At 59.3% G+C, this 19339-nt stretch carries 18 protein-coding genes; 11 read left to right on the top strand and 7 right to left on the bottom strand.

All coding sequences use genetic code 11. The features are described from left to right. Position 1 precedes the first annotated feature (1 nt). The 3 genes from rsmB to def form a co-directional block, all read right to left on the bottom strand. Positions 2-1315: a 16S rRNA (cytosine(967)-C(5))-methyltransferase RsmB gene (gene rsmB / locus FEZ62_RS07685; RefSeq protein WP_172927319.1), complete on the bottom strand. Its 1314-nt coding sequence runs from the start codon at positions 1313-1315 to the stop codon at positions 2-4. After that, on the bottom strand, positions 1312-2253 hold the full coding sequence (gene fmt, locus FEZ62_RS07680) for a methionyl-tRNA formyltransferase (RefSeq protein WP_172927318.1): 942 nt from the start codon (positions 2251-2253) through the stop codon (positions 1312-1314). Before fmt ends, rsmB begins: the two co-directional genes overlap by 4 nt. 89 nt (positions 2254-2342) lie before the next feature. Further along, positions 2343-2849 carry a peptide deformylase gene (gene def / locus FEZ62_RS07675; protein ID WP_069900074.1) on the bottom strand — a complete coding sequence of 169 codons (507 nt, stop codon included), beginning with the start codon at positions 2847-2849 and terminating at the stop codon, positions 2343-2345. Positions 2850-2999: 150 nt separating this feature from the next. On the opposite strand from def, the gene FEZ62_RS07670 reads away from it, so the two are divergent. The 3 genes from FEZ62_RS07670 to FEZ62_RS07660 all read left to right on the top strand — a co-directional run bounded on the left by FEZ62_RS07670 (position 3000) and on the right by FEZ62_RS07660 (position 5920). Further along, positions 3000-4025: a LysM peptidoglycan-binding domain-containing protein gene (locus FEZ62_RS07670; protein ID WP_069900075.1), complete on the top strand. Its 1026-nt coding sequence runs from the start codon at positions 3000-3002 to the stop codon at positions 4023-4025. 86 nt (positions 4026-4111) lie between these two features. After that, positions 4112-5224, top strand: a complete 1113-nt coding sequence (dprA, locus tag FEZ62_RS07665) for a DNA-processing protein DprA (RefSeq protein WP_242454915.1) — start codon at positions 4112-4114, stop codon at positions 5222-5224. A gap of 138 nt (positions 5225-5362) precedes the next feature. Continuing rightward, the gene (locus tag FEZ62_RS07660) at positions 5363-5920 is read left to right on the top strand and encodes a Sua5/YciO/YrdC/YwlC family protein (RefSeq protein ID WP_069900076.1); all 558 of its coding nucleotides are present in this window, start codon (positions 5363-5365) and stop codon (positions 5918-5920) included. Between the two features lie 1060 nt (positions 5921-6980). Here the strand turns inward: FEZ62_RS07660 and FEZ62_RS07655 are convergent. Beyond that, positions 6981-7958 (bottom strand): NADPH:quinone reductase, encoded by a 978-nt coding sequence (locus FEZ62_RS07655; RefSeq protein ID WP_069900077.1) that lies wholly within the window; start codon positions 7956-7958, stop codon positions 6981-6983. Between the two features lie 258 nt (positions 7959-8216). Between FEZ62_RS07655 and hemF the strand changes: the two genes are divergently transcribed. From hemF to aroE, 3 genes are all read left to right on the top strand, one after another. Beyond that, positions 8217-9131, top strand: coding sequence for an oxygen-dependent coproporphyrinogen oxidase (gene hemF / locus FEZ62_RS07650; RefSeq protein ID WP_150547988.1), 915 nt, complete (start codon positions 8217-8219; stop codon positions 9129-9131). 11 nt (positions 9132-9142) lie between these two features. Continuing rightward, positions 9143-9745 carry a hypothetical protein gene (locus FEZ62_RS07645; protein ID WP_069900079.1) on the top strand — a complete coding sequence of 201 codons (603 nt, stop codon included), beginning with the start codon at positions 9143-9145 and terminating at the stop codon, positions 9743-9745. A 100-nt stretch (positions 9746-9845) separates the two neighbouring features. Beyond that, complete coding sequence (gene aroE, locus FEZ62_RS07640; protein WP_172927317.1) at positions 9846-10664, top strand: shikimate dehydrogenase; 819 nt, start codon at positions 9846-9848, stop codon at positions 10662-10664. Between the two features lie 73 nt (positions 10665-10737). On the opposite strand, the gene FEZ62_RS07635 is transcribed toward aroE, so the two are convergent. Beyond that, complete coding sequence (locus tag FEZ62_RS07635; RefSeq protein ID WP_150547990.1) at positions 10738-12306, bottom strand: SulP family inorganic anion transporter; 1569 nt, start codon at positions 12304-12306, stop codon at positions 10738-10740. A gap of 293 nt (positions 12307-12599) precedes the next feature. Between FEZ62_RS07635 and pbpG the strand changes: the two genes are divergently transcribed. The 3 genes from pbpG to FEZ62_RS07620 all read left to right on the top strand — a co-directional run bounded on the left by pbpG (position 12600) and on the right by FEZ62_RS07620 (position 15533). Continuing rightward, entirely contained in the window at positions 12600-13514 is a 915-nt protein-coding gene (gene pbpG / locus FEZ62_RS07630) for a D-alanyl-D-alanine endopeptidase (protein WP_069900082.1), read from the top strand. A gap of 175 nt (positions 13515-13689) precedes the next feature. Further along, the gene (locus tag FEZ62_RS07625) at positions 13690-14523 is read left to right on the top strand and encodes a PaaX family transcriptional regulator C-terminal domain-containing protein (protein WP_172927316.1); all 834 of its coding nucleotides are present in this window, start codon (positions 13690-13692) and stop codon (positions 14521-14523) included. 26 nt (positions 14524-14549) lie between these two features. Further along, a complete protein-coding gene (locus FEZ62_RS07620) occupies positions 14550-15533 on the top strand; it encodes a fatty acid desaturase family protein (RefSeq protein ID WP_172927315.1) in 984 nt (327 codons plus the stop codon). 64 nt (positions 15534-15597) lie between these two features. Here FEZ62_RS07620 and trpA read toward each other — a convergent pair whose 3' ends face one another. Next, positions 15598-16407 carry a tryptophan synthase subunit alpha gene (gene trpA, locus FEZ62_RS07615; protein WP_150547993.1) on the bottom strand — a complete coding sequence of 270 codons (810 nt, stop codon included), beginning with the start codon at positions 16405-16407 and terminating at the stop codon, positions 15598-15600. Continuing rightward, positions 16404-17627: a tryptophan synthase subunit beta gene (trpB, locus tag FEZ62_RS07610; RefSeq protein ID WP_069900086.1), complete on the bottom strand. Its 1224-nt coding sequence runs from the start codon at positions 17625-17627 to the stop codon at positions 16404-16406. Before trpB ends, trpA begins: the two co-directional genes overlap by 4 nt. 135 nt (positions 17628-17762) lie before the next feature. Here trpB and FEZ62_RS07605 point away from each other — a divergent pair, with 135 nt between their 5' ends. Continuing rightward, positions 17763-18653, top strand: a complete 891-nt coding sequence (locus FEZ62_RS07605; RefSeq protein WP_172927314.1) for a LysR family transcriptional regulator — start codon at positions 17763-17765, stop codon at positions 18651-18653. Between the two features lie 84 nt (positions 18654-18737). Then, a complete protein-coding gene (locus tag FEZ62_RS07600) occupies positions 18738-18953 on the top strand; it encodes a dodecin (protein ID WP_090512578.1) in 216 nt (71 codons plus the stop codon). Positions 18954-19339 lie beyond the last annotated feature (386 nt).

Below are 19339 nucleotides of genomic sequence, written 5' to 3'. Positions count from 1 at the left end.
CTCAGCCGCGAGGAGTCGCGGCGATTTTGATCAGCTTGGCATAGTAGAAGCCGTCGTGGCCGTCCATTTGCGCCAACAATTGTCGACCGTGTGGCTGCTGCAGGCCAAATGGCCCGGCAATGTCCAATTCGCGTGCACCCGGCGTGCGCTCAAGGAAGGCCGCGATGGTTTCGCTGTTCTCGGTCGGCAGGGTCGAGCATGTGGCGTAGAGCATGATGCCGCCAACCGCCAGCGTTGGCCACAGTGCGTCAAGCAACTCGCCCTGAAGGTGCGCCAGCGGGGCAATGTCTTCGGCTTTGCGCGCCAGTTTGATGTCCGGATGGCGACGAATCACGCCGGTGGCCGAACAGGGCGCGTCGAGCAGAATTCGCTGGAACGGTTTGCCGTCCCACCATTTGCTGACATCACGGCCGTCGGCGGCGATCAATTCGGCGTCGAGCTTGAGGCGCGCGAGGTTTTCGCGAACGCGCACCAGTCGCTTGGCTTCTAGGTCTATCGCTACCACGCCAGCCAGCTCGGGCTCGGCTTCGAGGATATGGCAGGTTTTGCCGCCCGGAGCGCAGCAGGCGTCGAGTACGCGTTGCCCCGGCGCCAGATCGAGCAAGTCTGCCGCCAGTTGCGCGGCTTCGTCCTGCACGCTGACGTGGCCTTCGGCAAATCCGGGCAGGGTGGTGACATCGCAGGCTTGAATCAGGCGAATGCCATCGCGGCTGAAAGTGCAGGCGGCTGCTTCGATACCGGCTGCTTGCAGTTGTTGCAGATAGTCATCGCGGCTGCCGTGACGGCGATTAACCCGCAGCATCAGCGGAGGATGCGCATTGTTGGCCGCGCAAATCGCTTCCCAGTGCTCGGGCCAATGGGCTTTGAGGGCCTTTTGCAGCCAGCGCGGATGCGCGGTGCGCACCATCGGGTCGCGCTCCATTTCCGCCAGCAATGGTTCGGCTTCACGTTGGGCACGGCGCAACACGGCGTTGAGCAAACCTTTGGCCCAGGGCTTTTTCAGTTTGTCGGCGCAACCCACGGTTTCGCCCAAGGCGGCGTGCGCGGGAATGCGCGTGTAGAGCAACTGATACAGGCCGACCAGCAACAGGGCCTCGACGTCTTTGTCGGCGGCCTTGAACGGTTTCTGCAAAAGCTTCTCGGCCAGCGCCGAAAGCCTTGGCTCCCAGCGCGCGGTGCCGAATGCCAGCTCTTGAGTCAGGCCGCGATCGCGTGGTTCAACCTTGTCGAGTTGTGGCGGCAGGCTGCTGCCCAGCGAGGCTTTGCCGGATAGAACCGCACTCAGGGCGCGGGCTGCAGCCAGACGCGGATTCATGCGAGCACCGTGCCGATGGCGAATTGGTCACGACGGCTGTTGTACAGGTCGGCGAAGTTCAGCGCCTTGCCGCCGGGCAATTGCAGGCGAGTCAGCAACAGCGCGCCGCTGCCGCAAGCGACCGTCAGGCCTTCTTTACTGGCGGCGAGAATTTCACCTGGCTTGCCACTGCCCTCGCCCAGTTTGGCGGCATGCACTTTAAGCGCTGCGCCATTGAGGCTGCTCTGGCAGATCGGCCAAGGATTGAATGCACGGATCAACAGTTCCAGCTCACCCGCCGGACGCGACCAGTCGAGCTGTGCCTGTTCCTTATTGAGCTTGTGCGCATAGGTGGCCAGCGCATCATTTTGCACTTCGCCTTTCAGCGTGCCTGCCGCTAGGCCCGCAATCGCTTCGATCACGGCAGCCGGGCCAAGGCTGGCAAGCCGGTCATGCAAGCTGCCGCCGGTGTCTTCGGCGCTGATCGGGGTATGTGTCTTGAGCAGCATCGGGCCAGTATCGAGACCCGCTTCCATCTGCATCACGGTGACTCCGGACTCGCGGTCACCGGCCTCAATCGCGCGCTGGATCGGCGCAGCCCCACGCCAGCGTGGCAGCAACGAGGCATGACTGTTGATACAGCCCAAACGCGGCGTATCGAGCACCACTTGCGGCAGGATCAGCCCGTAAGCGACCACCACCATCAAGTCGGCCTGCAAGCTGGCCAGCTCGGCCTGAGCATCCGCATCGCGCAGGGTTTGTGGCTGATAGACCGGAATGTCGTGTTCAAGCGCCAGCTGTTTGACCGGGCTCGGCATAAGCTTCTGCCCGCGGCCAGCCGGGCGATCTGGCTGGGTGTAAACCGCAACAATCTGATGAGATGTGCCAAGCAGGGCTTTCAGATGCTCGGCGGCGAATTCCGGAGTACCGGCAAAGACAATACGCAGTGCTTCAGTCATGTGGGCTCGCTAGATGGACAAGGCTTGCACGCACTGGCCGGGCTTGCGCGCGGAGTTGAGAGGCGCCAAGCCTGTGGATAAGTCAGCGCTTAATCGCGCAGGCGGTGCTGTTTTTCCAGCTTTTTCTTGATCCGGTCACGCTTCAGCGTAGACAGGTAATCAACGAACAGCTTGCCATTGAGGTGATCGCACTCGTGCTGAACGCACACGGCCAGCAGGCCTTCGGCGATTAGCTCGTAAGGTTTGCCGTCACGGTCCAAAGCCTTGACCTTGACCTTCTGCGGGCGGTCGACGTTTTCATAGAAGCCCGGCACAGAAAGGCAGCCTTCCTGATACTGATCAACCTCGTCAGTCAGCGACTCGAACTCCGGGTTAATGAAAACCAGTGGTTCGGAGCGGTCTTCGGAGATGTCCATGACCACAATGCGCTTATGCACATTGACCTGTGTTGCAGCCAGACCAATGCCAGGGGCTTCGTACATGGTTTCAAACATGTCGTCTATCAACTGGCGTAATTCGTCATCAACGACGTCCACAGGCTTAGCAATGGTACGTAGTCGAGGATCTGGAAATTCTAGGATGTTTAAGATAGCCATATATGTTTGTGATGCACTTATGGAATAAAGTCAAAAAGCGCTGCTAAGATGATGAACAGCATGAAAAAGGCTTCACATCGTGGCGCGATTGATGTCACGACGCGGCGCTAGGGCGCTTCACAGAAGACACATAATAAAGGGATTCACCGAATGAGGAAATCACTACTCGCCCTGCTACTGCTCGCCGCGGGTGGCTTGGCCCAGGCTGCAGTTCAGCTTAAAGAGGGGCACCCGGACACTTATACAGTGGTCCGCGGCGATACGCTCTGGGATATTTCCGGGCGTTTCCTGAGCGAGCCCTGGAAATGGCCAGAAATTTGGCATGCAAATCCTCAGGTGAAAAACCCGCACTTGATCTATCCGGGCGACCAATTGTCGCTGGTCTATATCGACGGCCAGCCTCGGCTGATGCTCAACCGCGGTGCTTCACGCGGCACCATCAAGCTGTCGCCTAAAGTTCGCACCACGCCAATGGCAGAAGCCATCCCGACAATTCCGCTCGAAGCCATCAACAGCTTTTTGCTGAGAAACCGCATCGTTGAGTCAGACAAAGACTTCAACGCTGCGCCGTATATTGTTGCTGGTAACGCCGAGCGTGTTGTCAGTGGCGCGGGTGATCGTGTCTACGCACGCGGCAGCTTCGATCCGTCTGCACCGGTTTACGGCATCTTCCGTCAGGGTAAAACCTACAACGACCCGATCACCAAAGAGTTTCTCGGCATTAACGCCGACTCGATCGGCGGCGGCGAGATTGTTGCCGAAGAAGGCGATATCGGCACCATGATGCTCAGCCACGCCAATCAGGAAGTGCGCAACGGCGACCGCCTGTTCCCGACCGAGGAGCGTGCGATCAACTCGACATTCATGCCGAGCGAGCCAGCCGGTCCAATTGATGGTTTGATCCTCGATGTGCCGCGTGGTGTTTCGCAGATCGGCCAGTTCGATGTTGTGACCCTGAACAAGGGCTTGCGCGATGGCTTGGCTGAAGGCAACGTGCTGGCGGTCTACAAGACCGGCGAAACCGTGCGTGATCGTGTGACCGGCGAACAGGTAAAAATCCCTGACGAACGTGCAGGTTTGCTGATGGTGTTCCGCACCTACGACAAACTCAGCTATGGTTTGATTTTGGGTGCCACGCGCCAACTCGCAGTCATGGACAAAGTGCGTAACCCGTAATACCCGAAAACCCCGCCGCCCGGATTCGGGCGCGGGGTTTGCTGCTTTAGCCGCCTGCGCGGCGCGACAGATCAAGGATGATCAATATGTCGCAACGCCTGCCCAGCCTTTCTCCGGCTGAAATCGAAGCCCGCCTCCGCCTGCATTGTTTACCGCAACTCGGCCCGCGCCGCTTGCATACCCTGTTCCGTGCCTTCGCCGATGCCTCGTCCGCCATCAGTGCGCCCGCCAGTGCTTGGCGTTCTCTGGGTTTGCCCGCGACTTGTGCAGCGTCACGTCGCTGCAGCGAGGTGCGCGAGCGAGCCCGAGCCGCACTGCAATGGCTTGAGGCAGAGCAGCATCACCTGTTGATGTGGGATGACGCGGACTACCCTGCACTGCTCGCCGAACTCAACGATGCGCCGCCGTTGCTGTTTGTGGCGGGTGACCGGGCTTTGTTCGAACAACCGCAACTGGCGATTGTCGGTAGTCGTCGCGCCTCCAAGCCGGGGCTCGATACCGCCCATGCTTTCGCCCGGAGTCTGGCGGCGGCAGGGTTCGTTATTACCAGTGGGCTGGCGCTGGGTATTGATGGCGCCGCGCACCGTGGCGCGCTGGCTGCAACCGGCAAAACCATCGCCGTGCTGGGCACTGGCTTGCAATGTGTATATCCGCCAAGGCATCGCCAGTTAGCTGTGGATATTGTCGCGCAAGGCGGGGCGCTGGTCAGTGAGTTGCCTCTGGATTGCGCCCCTCTGGCCGGTAATTTTCCACGACGTAACCGGCTTATCAGTGGTCTGTCGGTCGGCGTATTAGTGGTCGAAGCCAGTCCGTCCAGTGGTTCGCTGATCACCGCCAAACTGGCAGCCGAACAAGGCCGCGAGGTGTATGCGATTCCCGGATCGATCCATCATCCGGGTGCGCGTGGCTGTCATCAGCTGATTCGCGATGGCGCCGCGCTGGTTGAATGCATTGATGATGTTTTGCAAGCGCTGCGCGGCTGGCAGAATCAACCCGCGCCGCCTGCGGAACCTGCGCGCAAAGAATCGCACCCGTTGCTCGCGCTGCTATTCGCCGCCCCACAAACAAGTGAAGCGTTGGCGTTCGCCAGCGGCTGGCCATTACCCAAGGTGTTATCGACAATGACCGAACTTGAAATAGACGGTCGCGTCGCCAGCGAAAACGGCCTGTGGCACGCCCGGGCATTCCAGAATTCGTAGCCTGGGAAAGGTCTCGCGATATTTGAAACGCAGGCATCGACTCAACGATTGGCTCCTGCGCATTGCCGCGCACTGGGTTTCCCCTCGTCCACGTCGTTTGGATACACTTGCCCGGCATGCATTCATGGAGCGCAGTTAATGGTCAGCAGTTGGCAAGTTCGGCAGGCAGCAAGTGTTGTACTTCAGGGCGGCGTGATCGCCTATCCGACCGAAGCTGTATGGGGGCTGGGCTGTGATCCGTTTGATGAGCTGGCCGTTGAGCGCTTGCTCGCGCTGAAAAGCCGGCCGATGCACAAAGGCCTGATTCTGGTTGCCGACAGCATTCACCAGTTCGACTTCCTGCTCGAAGACCTGCCCGAGATTTGGCAAGACCGCGTCGCCAGCACATGGCCGGGCCCAACCACGTGGCTGGTGCCGCATCAGGACCGTTTGCCCAAGTGGATTACGGGCGAGCACAACAGCGTGGCGATCCGCGTCAGCGATCATCCGCTGGTGCGCGAACTGTGCGCCCTCACCGGCCCGATCGTCTCAACCTCGGCAAACCCGGCAGGCCGCCCGTCCGCACGCACGCGTTTGCGCGTCGAACAATACTTCCCTCGCCAGCTGGACAAGGTTCTCAACGGTAAATTGGGCGGACGCAAAAACCCCAGCCTGATCCGCGACCTGATCAGCGGGGATGTTGTTCGACCTTCATGAGGCGGAGCAAAATCGAGCCGCGCGATTGGCCCCACAACAACATTTCCCCATGGAGGATGGATAAACCGCAGGTTAATCCGTCATAGCCATCTGTGGCGTGTACGCGGTACCGCGTTTGATTTTGGCGGTGTCGCGGGCATGTCTTACGTAATGCCGCGCCGCATCAATCGCCATGACGGATTGCCGCCTTCGGGGCTATCCATCCTCCGGATCTGGTACGGCGTGCAATCGAGCCGCACGATTGGCCCACAACATTCACCAATGGAGGATGGATAAACCGCAGGTTAATCCGTCATGGCCATCTGTGGCTTGTACGCGGTTTCGCCTTTGATTTTGGCGGTATGGCGGGCATGTCATGCGTAATGCCGCGCCGCACCAATCGCCATGACGGATTGCCGCCTTCGGGGCTATCCATCCTCCGGTCTGTGGTACAGCGTGAAACCGAGCCGCACGATTGGCCTAACAACATTCACCAACGGAGGATGGATAAACCGCAGGTTAATCCGTCATGGCCATCTGTGGTGTGTACGCGGTTTGGCGTTTGATTTTGGCGGTATGGCGGGCATGTCTTGCGTAATGCCGCGCCGCATAAATCGTCTTGACGGATTGCCGCCTTCGGGGCTATCCATCCTCCGGTCTGTGGTACGGCGTTAAACTGAGCCGCGCGATTGGCGCCACAACAACATTCACAATGGAGGATGGATAAACCGCAGGTTAATCCGTCATTGCCATCGATGGCGTGTACGCGGTTCCGCGTTTGATTTTGGCGGTATGGCGGGCATGTCGTGCGTAATGCCGCGCCGCATGAATCGTCATGACGGATTGCCGCCTTCGGGGCTATCCATCCTCCGGTCTGTGGTACGGCGTGCAGCCGAGCCGCACGATTGCCTCACAACAACATTTCCCAATGGAGGATGGATAAACCGCAGGTTAATCCGTCATAGCCATCTGTGGTGTGTACGCGGTTGCGCCTTTGATTTTGTCGGTGTGGCGGGCCGTGATCGGGTTGAAGCCGGGTTGGCGCAATGACGGGTGTTCCGTCATTGCGCTGCGCAACCTTTTACGGCAGCAGGATTGTTGAGCCGGTGGTCTGGCGGCCGCTCAGTGCGATCTGTGCTTTGGCGGCATCGGCCAAAGCGTAACGCTGGCTGATTTCGACGTTGAGCTTGCCGCTGCTGATCATGGCGAACAGCTCATCGGCCATGCTTTGCAGGCGCTGCGGCGTATCGGCGTAGCCCATCAGGGTTGGCCGGGTCACGAACAACGCGCCTTTCTGCGCCAGAATGCCGAGGTTGACCCCGCTTACTGCGCCAGATGCATTACCAAAGCTGACGACAAGGCCGCGCGGCGCGGTGCAGTCGAGCGAGGTTTCCCACGTGTCTTTACCCACGCCGTCGTAAACCACCGGGCACTTCTTGCCGTCGGTGAGCTCAAGCACACGCTTGGCAACGTCTTCGTGGCTGTAGTCGATAGTTGCCCATGCGCCCTGCTGCATCGCGCGCTCGGCTTTGGCGGCGGAGCTAACGGTGCCGATCAGATTGACCCCGAGCGCTTTGGCCCACTGGCACGCAAACGAGCCAACACCACCCGCTGCTGCGTGGAACAAAATCGTCTCGCCGCCCTGCAATTGGTAAGTCTGGCGGAACAGATACTGCACGGTTAAACCCTTGAGCATTACCGCAGCGGCCTGCTCAAAGCTGATTTCATCGGGCAGTTTCACCAGTCGCTCGGCCGGCAGCACATGCAGTTCGCTATACGCACCCAGCGGGCCGGTGGCGTAGGCGACGCGATCACCCACCTTGAACGATGAAACTTCGCTGCCGACCGCTTCTACCACGCCAGCGCCTTCTGTGCCCAGGCTCGAAGGCAATGCTGGCGGCTGATACAGGCCGCTGCGGAAATAGGTGTCGATGAAGTTCAGGCCGATGGCGTGGTTCTGCACGCGGACTTCTTTAGGGCCGGGAGCCGCGGGCTGATAGTCGGTGAATTCGAGTACTTCCGGGCCGCCGTGACTGCTGAATTGAATGCGCTTGGCCATGCCAGACTCCTTGCTGATGGTGAAAGGGACGCTGCGATTAAACGCCAGTAGACGCCCATAATGCCGCTAATTTGCGCGGCGGGCATTACTCCTATCGTCTGCCTTGCCGCTTAATGGCAGAAAGTTGCGCAGGCGCATTACTGACCCTAGGTTTGATACCAGTCAACTGCGGGCGCACTGGCGGGAATGTTATGCTTGCGCCAGATTTCGCCTGTCAGCTTGTATGCTGTCAGGCACGACCCGTTTTAAGGTGCCGCTATGAGTGATCGTTCCCAAGCCGTGAAGGCTTACCTGCTCGACCTGCAAGACCGAATTTGCGCTGCTCTGGAAGCCGAAGATGGCGCCGCGCAGTTCTTCGAAGACGCCTGGGAGCGCCCGGCAGGTGGCGGCGGTCGTACGCGTGTCATGGAAAACGGCGGCCTGATTGAAAAAGGCGGGGTCAACTTCTCTCACGTATTCGGTACCGGCTTGCCGCCGTCTGCCAGCGCCCATCGCCCAGAGCTGGCCGGTCGCGGATTCGAGGCAATGGGTGTGTCGTTGGTGATTCACCCGACCAACCCGCACATTCCGACTTCGCACGCCAACGTGCGCTTTTTCATTGCCGAAAAAGAAGGCGAAGAAGCTGTGTGGTGGTTCGGCGGTGGTTTCGACCTGACTCCCTACTATGCCAACGAAGAAGACTGCGCCCACTGGCATCGCGTAGCAAAAGCGGCGTGCGATCCCTTCGGCGCCGATGTGTATCCGCGCTACAAAGAGTGGTGCGACCGTTACTTCCACATCAAGCATCGCAACGAGCCGCGTGGCATTGGCGGTTTGTTCTTCGACGACCTCAACGAGTGGGACTTCGACACCAGTTTCGCCTTCCTGCGCGCCATAGGCGATGCCTATCTAGAAGCCTACTTGCCGATTGTGCAGCGCCGCAAAGCGTTGCCGTATACCGAGCAGCAGCGCGAATTTCAGGCTTACCGGCGCGGGCGTTACGTCGAGTTCAACCTGGTTTACGACCGCGGCACCCTGTTTGGCTTGCAGTCTGGCGGGCGCACCGAATCCATCCTCATGTCCCTGCCGCCGCACGTGCGTTGGGGCTATGACTGGAAGGCAGAGCCCGGCAGTGAAGAGGCTCGTCTCACCGAGTACTTCCTGACCGACCGCGACTGGCTGGCAGCAGATTGAGTTTGCAGCCAATGGCTCGTTTGCTGATCCTGCTCAGCGCGTTGGCAGTCCTTGCGGGCTGCTCAACGGCGCCGCCCCGCGATCAAACCAACCTGTGCAATATCTACCGCCAATATCCGGACTGGTATGAAGATTCGCTCGACATGGAAAAAGCCTACGGCACGCCGATGAATGTGGCGATGGCGATCATGAAGCAGGAGAGCAGCTACGTCAGTGACGCGTTGCCGCCACGTGATTACCTGCTGTGGATAATTCCGTGGGGCCGGGTCAGCTCGGCCTACGGTTATGCACAGGCGCAAGATCCGGTGTGGGGCGAATACAAAGACCAGACCGGTAATGGCGGCTCGCGTGACAACTTCGACGACGCGATCATGTTTATCGGCTGGTACACCGACGGCACTCAGCGCCAGCTCGGGGTTTCCAAGTGGGATGCCTACAAGCAATACCTCGCGTATCACGAGGGGCGTGGTGGTTTCAGTCGTGGCTCACACAACGCCAAGCCCTGGCTGTTGCAGGTCGCACGCAAGGTTGAAACGCAGGCCAAAAACTATGGCTGGCAACTCAAGCAATGCCGCGAAGAGCTGGAAGACAACCGCAGTTGGTGGCCGTTCTAGCCGCGTTTGGTCGATCGTAGAGGTCATTTTTCGCAGGCCATGCGGTGGTACTTTGGCTATGATGGCGCCATCGTTTTCAGCTTGATCAAGGATTTCGCTCATGGACCGCTACGGCGTCTTCGGCAACCCCATTGGCCACAGCAAGTCGCCATTGATCCATAAAATGTTCGCCGAACAGACCGGCCAACAGCTCACTTATGAGGCGCTATTGGCGCCGCTGGATGGCTTTGCCGAGTTTGCCAAAACCTTCTTTGCAGAAGGCAAAGGCGCCAACATCACGGTGCCATTCAAGGAGCAGGCGTATCAATTGGCCGACAGCCTCACTGCACGCGCCGAACGTGCGGGTGCGGTGAATACCTTGATGCGCACAGACGACGGCAGCCTGCTCGGTGACAACACCGACGGCGCCGGGCTGGTGCGTGATCTGCAGGAAAACGCCGGTTTCTCCTTGCGCGATAAACGCATCCTGTTGCTGGGTGCAGGCGGCGCGGTGCGCGGTGTGCTCGAGCCGATTTTGCAGCAGCAACCCGCTTCGCTGGTTATCGCCAATCGCACTGTGGCCAAAGCCGAGTTGCTGGCGCAGTTGTTCGCCGACATGGGCCCGGTGGTGGCAAGCGGCTTTGACTGGATCGACGCCCCGGTCGATCTGATCATCAACGGTACGTCGGCAAGCCTTGCCGGCGAGCTGCCGCCAATTGCGCCCGGTCTGATCAAACCGGGCCACACCCTGTGCTACGACATGATGTACAGCAAGGAGCCCACCGCGTTCAATCGCTGGGCTGGTGAGCACGGTGCAGCGCGTACGCTGGATGGCTTGGGCATGTTGGCCGAGCAGGCGGCAGAGGCTTTTTATCTGTGGCGCGGCGTGCGCCCGGATACTGCGCCGGTGTTAGCCGAATTGCGCCGGTTGTTGGGCTGAGTGTTGGCCTTGCAAACTGCCGCCGTTAATTAGTGGCCTTAGAGTGGGTGGCGGCACGGTCGCTGCCCAGAGATCAATCCTCAAACACAATCGGGCACGCTTCGGCGCCTTCAAGCTTCTGGATCTCGTCGATCACCTGTTGCCGTGCGCGGCGCATCACCAACTGGCGTTTCAGGCTGCCAAGGCGGCGGGCCTCCTGATGGAGCATTTCGACGCCAGCGTAATCAATAAAGTTAACGTGATGGGCATCGATGATGACCCGCTCACCCTGGCTGCGCTGGAGAATCTGCTGCACGTAATGGCAGGCGCCAAAGAAGATCGAGCCCTCAATGCGCAGCAGCGCTTCTTCATCTTCCTGCCAGAAGCGCACGCGTGGCTGCGAGGTGCGCTTGAGGTAGAAGAACAGCGATGCCAGAACCCCGGCATAAATTGCCGTTTGCAGTTCCATCAGCAAGGTTGCGCCGAGCGTTAGCAGCATCACCAGAAACTCTGAGCGACTCACCCGGTAGAGCGACTTGACGCCGGCAAAGTCGAGCAAGCCCCAGCAGATAATCAGGATGCCAGCGGCCATGCTGGGCAACGGAATATGCTCGATCAGCTGGGTGCCGAACAGTGCAAACAGCGCGACCAGAATTGCTGAAAACACTCCGGCCAATGGAGTTTTCGCACCGGCTTGCAGGTTCAGCGCCGAGCGGGTGAACGAGCCGGCAGAGGCGTAGGCCGAAAACCAAGGCCCGACCATGTTGGAAAAACCCTGAGCGCGAACCTCTTGGTTGGCATCGAGAAACTGCCGCGACTTGGTTGCCAGCGAACGGGCAATCGACAAACTTGTCACCAGCCCCAACATGCCGCAGGCAATTGCTGCGGGCAGCAGGCGGGTGATGTCATTCAGGTTGAAGTCGAGAATATGCAGCGGCGGGAGGCTGCCCTCAAACGCTGCTACCAGCCCGACATGAGCAAATTGCTTGGGCATAAACAGCACCAGCAGGCTGCCGGCCAAAAGGCCGATAAGAAGCGCTGGCCAGCGCGGCAACAGCAGCTTTATCAACACGCTGATCACCAGCGTAAAGCCTGCCACGGCAAAGGTTGGCCAGTCGATTTCGCTCAGGTGTTGGCCCAGGTTGAGTACCGTCGCCAGCGCCGTTGGCTGGCTGGCTATTTCAATTCCGAGCAGGTTGGGCAGTTGGCCCAAGGCAATCACCAGCGCTGCACCCAGGGTAAAGCCCAGCACCACCGAGTGCGAAACGAAGTTGACCAGTGCGCCGAAGCGCAGCAAACCGAGCAGCCATTGAAAGATTCCGGCCATGAAACTCAGCAGCAAAATCAGTCCGATATAGGTATCGCTACCCGGCGTGGCCATGGGGCTTACGCTGGTAAACAAGACGATGGAAAGCGCCGCTGTAGGCCCGCAAATCAGATGCCAGGATGAGCCCCAAAGCGCCGCGATAATCACCGGCACAATCGCCGCATACAACCCATACTCGGCGGGCAGCCCGGCGATCAGCGCATAGGCTATCGATTGCGGCAGCGCCAGAATCGCACCCGTCAGCCCGACCAATGCATCGTTGCTCAGCTTCTTGCGGTTAACCGAGGGCAGCCAGCGCAAAAACGGCAATAAAGACTGACGGGTAGGTAATCGCATCAGGGTTGGTTGTCTGCCTGGTTGGTCGTGTGAGCCATGATGGCGCGTTAGCTGGCCTGAGTGAAGGGCCGTATTTGCACAGTACAACGTTTGTGGATAACTTTAATGCAGCCACACTGGCGCTTAAACAGTGTGTTTGGTTGCGCAGGTATTCTAAGAGTAGTCGTAACACCAGACGAAAGGTAGGAACACAGTTGTGGCAGGGGGCTCCAAAGCTGCTGGGCTTATTCCGTATACTGCGCGCTCTGGATCGATGGTTCAGACCCACCCCACTTAACCTAGTGAATCTCCACGTGAAAATTCGTCAGACGTTAGTCAGCTTGCTGCTGGTTTGCAGCAGTGTTGTAGTTGCAACGCACGCCAACGCCACCAGCAAGGCGCCGGCGCGACAGGAATTGGCGGCAGGCAGCGCCCTGTTGGTCGACCTGAAAACCAATGAAGTGCTGTATTCGAGCAATCCCAATATGGTGTTGCCGATTGCCTCGGTCACCAAGTTGATGACTGCTCTGGTCACCTTGGATGCCAAGCTGCCGATGGATGAGATGCTCGACATCAACATCGCCGATACCAAGGAAATGCGTGGGGTTTATTCGCGGGTTCGGGTGGGCAGTGAAGTCAGCCGCCGGACCATGCTGTTGCTGGCGCTGATGTCGTCTGAAAACCGTGCGGCGGCCAGTCTGGCGCACCATTATCCGGGCGGTCAGGTGGCCTTTATCGCGGCCATGAATGCCAAGGCGCGTGCGCTCGGCATGAGCCATACACACTATGTTGAGCCTACGGGTTTGTCGCCGCATAACGTCTCGACGGCGACGGATCTGGTCAAGCTGCTCAAGGCCACTGAAAAGTACCCGATGCTCAGCGAATTGAGCACCAGCGACGACAAGACCGTGGCATTTCGCAAACCTAATTACACCCTGGGTTTTCGTAACACCAACGGCCTGGTGCGCAAAGACAACTGGAGCGTGCAACTGACCAAAACCGGCTTTACCAACGAAGCTGGGCATTGTCTGGTTATGCGCACCGTGATGAAAAATCGTCCGGTGGCGTTCGTGGTGCTTGATGCCTTTGGCAAATACACCCACATGGCCGACGCCAACCGCCTGAAGAAGTGGATGGAAACAGGTGCGATTACCCCAGTACCAGCGGCTGCGATCAGCTATCGCCAACAGAAGCAGGCGCAGCGTCAGTTGCAGGCGCAGGTCGAGTAGCGCGCTAACGCGAACCGAAGAGCCGCTGCCAGAGCAATCAGGCAGCGGCTTTTTTGTGTCTGCTGGTTTTGCAATTGGCGGCGTCTCGCTCAGGCGCGTCTTGCAATATTACATAATCTTAAATATAAGGATAAATAATGTAATTAAAGCCAAGAATAAGGCGCACTCAGCCGCTATGAAAAACACCGCCAAAAGCATGATTCTCGATCTACTGGTTGCCGCTGGCGACAAGCCTTTGCTGGCGCGTGAGGCCGTGGCGGCGTGTGCCCTGTTTGGCATCAGCGAAAACAGCGTGCGGGTTGCTCTGGCGCGTCTTTCCGCTGAGTCGCTGATCAAAGGCGCCGGGCGCGGCAGCTACAAGTTGGGGCCAAATGCTTTGCAGTTGTCGGCAGAGCTGGCGGCCTGGCAGCAGGCTGAACAGCGCATGCGGCCGTGGGCGGGTGATTACTTGCTGGTATACGCCGCTGCCTTGGGCCGCACCGACCGCACCGCGTTGCGCCAGCGTGAGCGTGCCTTGCAGATGCTCGGCTTTTGCGAGCTGCAGAAAGGCCTGTATATCCGCCCGAATAACATCGAGGACGACATTGCTGCGGTCCGTCAGCGGCTTTTGGCGCTGGGGCTGGAGCCACAGGCGCTGGTGTTCACCGGCAATGGTTTCACTGACGAGGAACTGGCGCGCATTCGCACACTTTGGGACGGCGCAGCCCTGACCCAGCGTTACCAGCAACTGACCCACCAGCTCAATGAGTGGCTTGCCAGTGCCGTTGATCTTGAGCCTGAGGTTCGTGCACGCGAGGACTTTGTGTTGGGCAGCGCGGCAATTCGTCAGGTGCTCTTCGACCCGCTGCTGCCCGAGCCTTTTGTCGACGCGCAGGTGCGCCACGCGTTTGTCGAATGTGCCCAGCACTTTGTCGCCGAGGGCCGGCGCATCTGGCTGGAGCTGTTTGCCAATGGCTTGTCGCCTGTCCCTGTCGAGCCTGCTTCAAACACTCAACACCCCTTGCACTGATGGATTAACACGCCCGGAAAAACCTGATGAACGAAAAAATAAAAATAACCGAGATATTCAGCCGCGACGAAATCAAGCAACTCACTGCCCGCTCGGATGCCTATGGCGCATGGGCGGTAGGCTCGACCTGGGCTGTACTCGGGCTGACGTTTGTGCTGCTGGCTTATGCCCAGAGTCATCTGCCGTTGTGGGCGTTCGTTGCAGCGTTGGTCGTCGGCCTGGCGGTGATCGCTGGCCGCCAGTTGTGCCTGGCGATTCTTCAGCACGACGCCGCGCATGGCACCTTGTTCAAGAGCAAGTGGGGCAATGATGTTCTCAGCGATTGGTTATGCGCGCGGCCAGTGTGGAATGAGCTGCACAAGTATCGTCCGTATCATCTGGTGCACCACGCCAAGACCTCGACCGAAGATGATCCCGACCTGAGTCTGGTCGCCGGTTTTCCCACCACCCGGCGCTCGCTGCTGCGCAAGCTCGCCCGCGACACCTTTGGCATCACCGGCTTCAAGTTTGTGCTCGGCCGGGTTTTGATGGACGCCGAAGTTATCAAGTGGACGGTGGCCAACGATGTTCAGCCGCTGCCGCAGGACGGGCGCAAATGGTGGAGTTATCCACAAGCCTTTTTGCGCAATGCGGCAGGCATGTTGATAACCAATGGCATTTTGTTCGCCGCGTTGGCAGCCACAGGCAATGCCTGGCTGTATGGCGTTTGGGTGGTGGCGTACATCACCCCGTTCCCGCTGTTCATCCGCATCCGCTCGATGGCCGAGCACGCGTGTCTGGGCAGCAGCCGCAACACCTTGCGCAACACCCGTACGACCCGCGCAGGCTTTGTGGCGCGCGCGTTTGTGGCGCCGATTCGGGTGAATTATCACATCGAGCATCATCTGATGGCGTCGGTGCCCTACTTCCGTCTGCCGCAGATGCATCAGATGCTGCTTGAGCGCGGCCATGTGCCGACGCCACCGAGTTACTTCGATGTGCTGCGGCTGGTCAGCAGCCGGGCGCTCTAGTGGAGTAGAAATGAAAAAGCCGCTGCCTGATCGGGCAGCGGCTTTTGCTTAGCGCAGTTGTTGCTTAGCGGCGGGCGCTGCGAACGCCTTCAGCGAGTTCACTGCACAGTTGCAGTACACCGTTAACAGCGTCTTCGCTGTTGTCAGCTTTCTCGATCTGGTCGATCAGTGCCGAACCCACCACAACACCGTCAGCCAGTCGTGCAATCGTTGCGGCGTGCTCTGGCGTGCGGATACCGAAACCGATGCTGATCGGCAGATCAGTGTGGCGACGCAAGCGCGCTACGGCGGCTTCTACGTGTTCCAGCGTGGCCGAGCCTGCACCGGTAACACCGGCAACCGAGACGTAGTAAACGAAGCCGGAGCTGCCGTTAAGCACTTTCGGCAGACGCTTGTCGTCGGTGGTCGGAGTGGTCAGGCGGATGAAGTCGATGCCCGCCGCTTGCGCCGGATCACACAGGTCGACGTTATGCTCTGGCGGCAGATCGACCACGATCAGGCCATCAACACCGGCTTCCTTGGCTTCGGCGATAAAGTTATCCACACCGAATTTATGAATCGGGTTGAAGTAGCCCATCAACACTAGCGGCGTGCTTTGGTCGTCTTGGCGGAACTCGCGGACCATTTGCAGGGTTTTGCGCAGATCCTGCTTGGCGGCCAGCGCGCGGATGTTGGCCAGCTGGATCGCCGGGCCATCAGCCATTGGGTCGGTGAACGGCATGCCCAGTTCGATCACATCGGCACCGGCTTTCGGCAGGCCCTTGAGGATCGCCAGCGAGGCGTCATAGCCGGGGTCGCCTGCGGTCACGAAGGTCACCAGTGCAGCGCGGTTCTGTTGTTTCAGCTCGGCAAAGCGGGTTTGCAGGCGGCTCATGCAGTTTTCTCCTGCTGGTTTACGGTCTCTGCCATGTGGTGCATGACGGTTTGCATGTCTTTGTCGCCACGGCCGGACAGGTTGACCACCATCAGGTGATCCTTGGGCAGGCTTGGCGCACGCTTGAATACTTCAGCCAGCGCGTGGGCGCTTTCCAATGCCGGGATAATGCCTTCGAGGCGGCAGCAGCTGTGGAAGGCTTCCAGCGCTTCGTCGTCCGTCACCGAGGTGTACTGAACGCGGCCGATATCATGCAACCAGGCGTGCTCAGGGCCGATGCCGGGGTAATCGAGGCCGGCGGAAATCGAGTGGGCGTCGATGATCTGACCGTCGTCATCCTGGAGCAAAAAGGTGCGATTGCCGTGCAATACGCCGGGAACACCGCCGTTCAGGCTGGCCGCGTGCTTGCCAGTTTCAATGCCGTAACCGGCTGCTTCGACGCCGATAATCTCGACAGATTTGTCGTCGAGGAACGGGTGGAACAAGCCCATGGCGTTAGAACCGCCACCGATGCAGGCAACCAGGCTGTCGGGCAGACGGCCTTCCTGATCCTGCAACTGGTCACGGGTTTCCTTGCCGATAACGGCCTGGAAATCACGCACCATAGCTGGATATGGGTGTGGGCCAGCCACGGTGCCGATCAGGTAGAAGGTGCTGTCGACGTTAGTTACCCAGTCACGCAGCGCCTCGTTCATGGCATCTTTGAGGGTGCCGGTGCCGGCGGTTACCGGAATCACGGTAGCGCCCAGCAGCTTCATACGGAATACGTTGGCCTGCTGACGGTCGATGTCAGTGGTGCCCATGTAAATCACGCAATCCAGGCCAAAACGCGCGGCAACGGTGGCGGTTGCAACGCCGTGCATGCCCGCGCCAGTCTCGGCGATGATGCGTTTTTTACCCATGCGCCGGGCCAGCAAGATCTGGCCGATGCAGTTGTTAATCTTGTGTGCGCCGGTGTGGTTGAGTTCTTCGCGCTTGAGGTAAATCTTCGCCCCGCCGCAGTGTTCGGTCAGGCGCTCGGCGAAGTACAGCGGGCTCGGGCGACCCACATAATCGCGCTGGAAGTAGGCCAGTTCTTTGGCGAACTCGGGGTCCTGCTTAGCCTTCTCGTATTCGTCTGCCAGATCGTGGATCAATGGCATCAGGGTTTCGGCGACATACTGGCCGCCAAACGAGCCGAACAGGCCTGTGGCGTCTGGGCCGCTGCGAAATGAAGTCATGGTGTTCTCCTGAAGCTGGAACTGTGGGTCTGCCAAGGCGCACCGGGGCGATTTGGGACAATGAGCACAGGATAATGCTGTGGCGGATCGGACAAAAGCGATAAGATTGACTCGACCTGTTAGGAAAACTCACATATGAGTCGCGAGCTTCCCCCCCTTAATGCCCTCCGCGCGTTTGAAGCTGCCGCCCGGCTGGGCAATCTGAGCTTGGCCGCTGACGAGCTGCATGTCACTCACGGTGCAGTGAGCCGGCAGGTTCGTGCACTTGAAGAGCATTTGGGGCTGGCCTTGTTCGTCAAGGATGGGCGCGGCCTTAAACTCACAGATGCAGGCGTGCGTTTGCGCGATACCAGCAGTGAGGTTTTTGCTCGTTTGCGCAGCGTCTGTGCGGAGCTGCAACAAGGTCAGGCCAACGCCCCTTTCGTGTTGGCTTGTCCCGGCAGTTTGCTGGCCCGCTGGTTTATCCCGCGCCTGGATCGGCTGAATCGCGAGTTGCCGGAGCTGCGCCTGCAATTGTCGGCCAGCGAAGGCGAGCTTGATCCACGGCGCAGTGGCGTCGATGCCACCTTATGGTTCGCCGAGCCGCCGTGGCCAGCCGATATGCAGGTGTTCGAACTGGCGACCGAATGCATCGGTCCGGTGATGAGCCCGCGTTATTCGCACTACCCGCAATTGCATGGTGCGCCAGCGGCAAGCCTGCTGGGTGAGCCGTTGCTGCATACCATTTCGCGGCCGCAGGCATGGCCGAGTTGGGCGCAAAGTAATGCGCTGAATCCTGCCGATCTGCAATTGAGTCAGGGCTTTGAGCATCTGTATTACTTGCTGGAAGCGGCGGCGGCCGGGTTGGGTGTGGCTATCGCACCACAACAACTGGTGGCCGATGATTTGGCTGCGGGGCGTTTGGTGGCGCCTTGGGGTTTTGTCGAAACCCCGGCGCGGCTGGCGCTGTGGGTGCCTTCGCGATTGCTCGACAAGCGTGCGCAGTTGTTGGCGCAGTGGTTGCGCAATGAGTTGCAGCCGTCCTGATAGAACTTTAGGTCGGCTGACCCTGTCGACTGTTATGAAGACAGCAACGAGTTGCGTTTTTAAACAACAGTCAGGGAGAAACTCATGTCAGATCATCACACCTATAAAGTCGTGGAAGTGGTTGGAACATCGAAGGTTGGCACCGATGACGCTATTAACAATGCGATTGCCGAGTGCGCGAAATCAATTCGCCATCTCGATTGGTTTGAGGTGGTGAACACCCGCGGGCACATTGAAGGCGGCAAGGTTGCGCATTTTCAGGTGACCCTAAAAGTCGGCTTTCGCCTGAGCGACAGTTAAGCCAGCTAGCCCGGCCTACGGCCGCATCGCCCCAAAACTTGTGTCGTACGGAGGATGGATAAACCGCAGGTTAATCCGTCATGGCGGCCATCGGCCGCCGCGTTGCGGTCTGTGGTTGGATGATTGACGGCCCGGCGCGGGTAATGTTGCGTGGCGTAAATCGTCCGACGGATTGCCACCTTTGGTGGCTATCCATCCTCCGTCATGGCGGCCATGGGCTGCCGCGTTGCGGTTTGTGGTCGGATGATTGATGGCCCGGCGCGGGTTGTATTGCGGGGCGTGAATCGCTCGACGGATTGCCACCTTCGGTGGCTATCCATCCTCCATTATGTGTACGGCTTGCGACCGTGTCGCCACAAAATTCATGTCGTACATCGGCTGCCGCG

Source organism: Pseudomonas sp. MS19 (assembly GCF_013277615.1).
GTDB lineage: Bacteria > Pseudomonadota > Gammaproteobacteria > Pseudomonadales > Pseudomonadaceae > Aquipseudomonas > Aquipseudomonas marincola.
This window is presented reverse-complemented; position numbering and strand designations above follow the sequence as displayed.

What these genes read in the sequence shown, in the direction of transcription:
- rsmB (WP_172927319.1), bottom strand. Translation starts at nt 1,315, where the DNA reads ATGAATCCGCGTCTGGCTGCAGCCCGCGCCCTGAGTGCGGTTCTATCC.
- fmt (WP_172927318.1), bottom strand. Translation starts at nt 2,253, where the DNA reads ATGACTGAAGCACTGCGTATTGTCTTTGCCGGTACTCCGGAATTCGCC.
- def (WP_069900074.1), bottom strand. Translation starts at nt 2,849, where the DNA reads ATGGCTATCTTAAACATCCTAGAATTTCCAGATCCTCGACTACGTACC.
- FEZ62_RS07670 (WP_069900075.1), top strand. Translation starts at nt 3,000, where the DNA reads ATGAGGAAATCACTACTCGCCCTGCTACTGCTCGCCGCGGGTGGCTTG.
- dprA (WP_242454915.1), top strand. Translation starts at nt 4,112, where the DNA reads ATGTCGCAACGCCTGCCCAGCCTTTCTCCGGCTGAAATCGAAGCCCGC.
- FEZ62_RS07660 (WP_069900076.1), top strand. Translation starts at nt 5,363, where the DNA reads ATGGTCAGCAGTTGGCAAGTTCGGCAGGCAGCAAGTGTTGTACTTCAG.
- FEZ62_RS07655 (WP_069900077.1), bottom strand. Translation starts at nt 7,958, where the DNA reads ATGGCCAAGCGCATTCAATTCAGCAGTCACGGCGGCCCGGAAGTACTC.
- hemF (WP_150547988.1), top strand. Translation starts at nt 8,217, where the DNA reads ATGAGTGATCGTTCCCAAGCCGTGAAGGCTTACCTGCTCGACCTGCAA.
- FEZ62_RS07645 (WP_069900079.1), top strand. Translation starts at nt 9,143, where the DNA reads ATGGCTCGTTTGCTGATCCTGCTCAGCGCGTTGGCAGTCCTTGCGGGC.
- aroE (WP_172927317.1), top strand. Translation starts at nt 9,846, where the DNA reads ATGGACCGCTACGGCGTCTTCGGCAACCCCATTGGCCACAGCAAGTCG.
- FEZ62_RS07635 (WP_150547990.1), bottom strand. Translation starts at nt 12,306, where the DNA reads ATGCGATTACCTACCCGTCAGTCTTTATTGCCGTTTTTGCGCTGGCTG.
- FEZ62_RS07625 (WP_172927316.1), top strand. Translation starts at nt 13,690, where the DNA reads ATGAAAAACACCGCCAAAAGCATGATTCTCGATCTACTGGTTGCCGCT.
- FEZ62_RS07620 (WP_172927315.1), top strand. Translation starts at nt 14,550, where the DNA reads ATGAACGAAAAAATAAAAATAACCGAGATATTCAGCCGCGACGAAATC.
- trpA (WP_150547993.1), bottom strand. Translation starts at nt 16,407, where the DNA reads ATGAGCCGCCTGCAAACCCGCTTTGCCGAGCTGAAACAACAGAACCGC.
- trpB (WP_069900086.1), bottom strand. Translation starts at nt 17,627, where the DNA reads ATGACTTCATTTCGCAGCGGCCCAGACGCCACAGGCCTGTTCGGCTCG.
- FEZ62_RS07605 (WP_172927314.1), top strand. Translation starts at nt 17,763, where the DNA reads ATGAGTCGCGAGCTTCCCCCCCTTAATGCCCTCCGCGCGTTTGAAGCT.
- FEZ62_RS07600 (WP_090512578.1), top strand. Translation starts at nt 18,738, where the DNA reads ATGTCAGATCATCACACCTATAAAGTCGTGGAAGTGGTTGGAACATCG.